The 3,792-nt window shown below is 64.9% G+C and carries 4 protein-coding genes; all 4 read right to left on the reverse strand.

What is annotated here, in order from left to right; translation table 11 throughout:
• Nucleotides 1-98 precede the first annotated feature (98 nt).
• The 4 genes from tauD to tauA are packed head-to-tail and all read right to left on the reverse strand — an operon-like array spanning nucleotide 99 to nucleotide 3,600.
• On the reverse strand, nucleotides 99-932 hold the full coding sequence (gene tauD, locus AAZU54_RS27145; protein ID WP_434727888.1) for a taurine dioxygenase: 834 nt from the start codon (nucleotides 930-932) through the stop codon (nucleotides 99-101).
• Between the two features lie 52 nt (nucleotides 933-984).
• On the reverse strand, nucleotides 985-1,824 hold the full coding sequence (gene tauC, locus AAZU54_RS27150; protein ID WP_434727889.1) for a taurine ABC transporter permease TauC: 840 nt from the start codon (nucleotides 1,822-1,824) through the stop codon (nucleotides 985-987).
• Complete coding sequence (gene tauB / locus AAZU54_RS27155) at nucleotides 1,821-2,615, reverse strand: taurine ABC transporter ATP-binding subunit (RefSeq protein ID WP_186552881.1); 795 nt, start codon at nucleotides 2,613-2,615, stop codon at nucleotides 1,821-1,823. Before tauB ends, tauC begins: the two co-directional genes overlap by 4 nt.
• A 13-nt stretch (nucleotides 2,616-2,628) precedes the next feature.
• A complete protein-coding gene (gene tauA / locus AAZU54_RS27160; protein WP_434727890.1) occupies nucleotides 2,629-3,600 on the reverse strand; it encodes a taurine ABC transporter substrate-binding protein in 972 nt (323 codons plus the stop codon).
• Between the last annotated feature and the right edge of the window lie 192 nt (nucleotides 3,601-3,792).

Below are 3,792 nucleotides of genomic sequence, written 5' to 3' on the forward strand. Positions count from 1 at the left end.
CTATCGCGGGGCAAGCCCGCTCCCACGCTCCCAGCCCCACGTTCCCAGCTCTCACGCTACACCGTATTGCTCGTATCTCCCTGCCATCCGGACGCCCTCTAGAACGGCGCATCCCCAAGGATGGTCGCCCGATGCATCACCCGCCGCTGCGGCCGGTAGTCATCCACCGCGTAATGCTGGGTCACGCGGTTATCCCAAAACGCCACGTCGTTCTCCTGCCAGCGCCAGCGAATACTGAACTCCGGCCGCGTCGCATGGGCGAACAGTAGCTTGAGCAGCGCCTCGCTCTCTTGCTCGCTCAGCTCGTTGATCCGCGTAGTGAACCCCTCATTGACGAACAGCGCCTTGCGTCCACTCACCGGATGCGTGCGCACCACCGGGTGCGACAGCGGCGGATTGTTACGCCGGGTCGCTTCCCAGCGTTCGAGGTCTTGCGCCGTGGTGCCGAAGCGCTCCAGCGGGAACGACTTGGTGAAGTCATGGGTCGCCGTCAGCCCTTCAAGCATTGTGCGCAGCGGCACCGACAGCGCTTCGAACGCCGCAATGCCACTGGCCCACAGCGTGTCGCCACCGTAAGCCGGCAACTGCTTGGCACTGAGTACCGCGCCCAGCGCCGGGGTCGGCAGGAAGGTCACGTCGGTGTGCCACACGGCGTTGTCACGCACATCGGTGACTGCCGTGTCGAGGATCAGCACCTGCGGGGTATCCGGCACGTTGGGGTAGATCGGATGAATATGCAGATCACCAAAGCGCGCCGCAAAGTTGGCCTGCTGGGCCGGGTTCAGTGGCTGGTCGCGGAAGAACAGCACCTGATGCTTGAGCAGCGCTTGTTCGATAGCGTCGCGCTGCTCTTGGGTAATCTCGCGGCTGATGTCCACGCCGCTGATCTGGGCGCCGAGCGCCGGGCTGAGAGGGGTGATGGTCAGGCTCATGTCGGTCTCTTCTGGTAAGCGTGCGCCGGGCTGCCGGCGTGGTCAGTCAGCATCAGTGGCTTTGTCCGTGCCAGGGCACCAGCTTGCGTTGCAGGGCGCGCAGGCCCATCTCCAGGGCGAAGGCGATCAGGGCAATCAACAATATGCCCAGCACCACCACGTCGGTGACGAGGAACTGCGACGCCGACTGCACCATGAAGCCCAAGCCACTGGTGGCGGCGATCAGCTCGGCGGCGACCAGGGTCGACCAGCCGACGCCCAGGCCGATACGGATACCGGTGAGGATGTCGGGCAGGGCGCTGGGCAGGATCACATGGCGGATCAGCTGCGCTTTGCTCGCGCCCAACGACTGCGCGGCGCGCAGTTTGGCCGGGTCGACGGTGCGCACCCCGGTAGCGGTGGCGATGGCGATCGGGGCGAAGATCGCCAGGTAGATCAGCAGCACCTTGGACAACTCGCCAATGCCGCACCAGATCACGATCAGCGGCAGGTAGGCCAGCGGTGGGATCGGCCGGTAAAACTCGATCAGCGGATCGAGAATGCCGCGGGCGATGCGGTTGTAGCCGATGGCGATGCCCACCGGGATCGCGGTCAGGGTCGCCGCCGCCAGTGCCAGGCCGATCCGCCCTAGGCTCGCGCCCAGGTGCTGCCACAGGCTGGCGTCCATGTAGCCTTGGGTCAGCAGCACCCAGGCCTTGGCCAGGATGTCGGCAGGTGACGGCAGGAACAACGGCTCGACCCAGCCCGCGGCGGTCACCAGCCACCACAGTGCGAGCAGGGCGGTCAGGGTCAGGGCACTGATCCAGCGGGTCGACAGTGGTCGGCGCAGCTTGATCACGGGCTTGCTCTGGCGGGTGGGTTTGCCGGCGACGGGCAATTCAAGGCTGCTCATAGGGACGCCTCCCGGCGGGTGGATTCGCGTTGCGAGAACACCCGCGCCAGCACGTGCTCGCGGGTTTCGATGAAACGTGGATCGGACTTGATCGCCCGCGCCGATTCACCGGCGGCGTAGCGCTGGCCGAAGTCCAGTTGCAGGCGCTCGACCACGCGACCGGGATTGGGCGCCAGTAACACCAGTTCGCTGGCGAGGAAAACCGCTTCTTCAATATCGTGGGTGATCAGGAACACTGGCTTGGCAGTGCGCTGCCAGACCTGCAACAACAGCTCTTGCATCTGTTCGCGGGTAAAGGCGTCGAGTGCGCCAAACGGCTCGTCCATCAGCAGCACGCGGGGGTTGGCCGCCAGTGCCCGGGCCAGGCCCACGCGCTGTTTCTGACCACCGGAAAGCTGCCAGATACGCCGTTCGGCAAAGTCTGCCAGGTCGACCAGCGCGAGCATTTCGCGGGCTTTCGCCTCGCGCTCGGCGCGCGCTACGCCGGCCAGTTCCAGGCCAAAGGCAACGTTGCCGAGCACATCCTGCCAAGGGAGCAGGGCGTCGTCCTGGAACACCACCCCACGTTCGGCGCCGGGGCCTTGCACCGGTACGCCGTCAAGGGTGATGCGTCCGCCGCTGGGGGCGACGAAGCCGGCGATCAGGTTGAGCAGCGAAGTCTTGCCGCTGCCCGATGGCCCCAGGGCCACCAGCAGCTGGCGTGGACCCAGGCTCAGGTTGATGTCGGCCAGCACCGGGGTGGCGGCGCCGGGGTACTGTGCGCTGATGCGCTCCAGTTCAAGCAAGGCCATGACAGGCTCCGGATCAGTTGGGGAGGTATTTGGCGCTGACGTAGGGCGAATAGTCCGGCAGTACCGCATCGACCTTGCCTTGTTGCTTGAGGAAGGTGGCGGTGTCGGTCAGCGCCTGGGTGGTCGGAGCACCGAGGGCGTCGGCCTGGTCGGCGGCCAGCGGATAGACGTTGCCTTCCAGCAGGACCGGGATGTCCGTGGACTTGGCGCCCGAGAGCTTGGCCAGCTTGGCCACGTTGTCAGGGTTGGCCAGCCAGGCTTTGGGGTCTTTGCGGTAGTCGGCGTAGGCGTCGAGGGTCACTTTGGCGAAGGCCTTGACCACCTCTGGGTGCTTGTCGGCGAAGTCCTTGCGCACGATCCAGGCGTCGAAGGTTGGTGCGCCTTTGTGCGCCAGTTCACCGGAGGTGATCAGTACCTTGCCGTTTTCCTTGGCCACGCCCAGGGCTGGGTCCCACACATAGGTGGCATCGATGTCGCCGCGCTTCCAGGCCGCGATGATTGCCGGTGGCGCGAGGTTGAGGATCTGCACTTTGGAGGGGTCGATGTTCCACGCCTTCAGTGCGGCAAGCAGGCTGTAATGGCCGGTGGAGACGAACGGCACCGCGACTTTCTTGCCGATCAGGTCTTGCGGGGTCTTGATGCTGTCGCGGGCGACCAGCGCTTCACCGGCGCCGATCTGGGTAGCGATCAGAAAGGTTTCCACTGGCAGCTTGCGGGTGGCGGCGGCAGCCAGTGGGCTGGAGCCGAGGTAGCCGATTTGCACATCGCCCGAGGCGACGGCGGTGATCACGTCGGCGCCGTTGTCGAATTTGCGCCAGTCGATGCTGGCCTTGCTGGCTTTTTCATAGTCGCCATCGACCTGGGCCACCTTGGCTGGGTCGACGGTGGTCTGGTAGGCGACGGTCAAGTCGGCTGCCTGGGCGAACCAGCTGGTGCTGGCGAGGGTCAGGGCGGCGAACAGGCGCAGCGGAGTGTGCGGGATCATGGTTGAACTCCTCGTCAGGCAATCGGGATGATTATGGCGAGAAGACTAGATGATCTAAGAAATCGTAAATAAATAACTTTTTAGCATTAGCTTAGGAGCCAAATGCTTTAAGCCTGCGGGCCTCATCGCGGGGCAAGCCCGCTCCCACGCAATCTGGGTCGTCCTCACGGTTTCGGGCTCTGCGTGGGAGCG

The sequence above is a fragment of the Pseudomonas sp. Je.1.5.c genome (assembly GCF_051129895.1).
Lineage (GTDB): Bacteria > Pseudomonadota > Gammaproteobacteria > Pseudomonadales > Pseudomonadaceae > Aquipseudomonas > Aquipseudomonas urmiensis.

What these genes read in the sequence shown, in the direction of transcription:
- tauA (WP_434727890.1), bottom strand. Translation starts at nt 3,600, where the DNA reads ATGATCCCGCACACTCCGCTGCGCCTGTTCGCCGCCCTGACCCTCGCC.
- tauC (WP_434727889.1), bottom strand. Translation starts at nt 1,824, where the DNA reads ATGAGCAGCCTTGAATTGCCCGTCGCCGGCAAACCCACCCGCCAGAGC.
- tauD (WP_434727888.1), bottom strand. Translation starts at nt 932, where the DNA reads ATGAGCCTGACCATCACCCCTCTCAGCCCGGCGCTCGGCGCCCAGATC.
- tauB (WP_186552881.1), bottom strand. Translation starts at nt 2,615, where the DNA reads ATGGCCTTGCTTGAACTGGAGCGCATCAGCGCACAGTACCCCGGCGCC.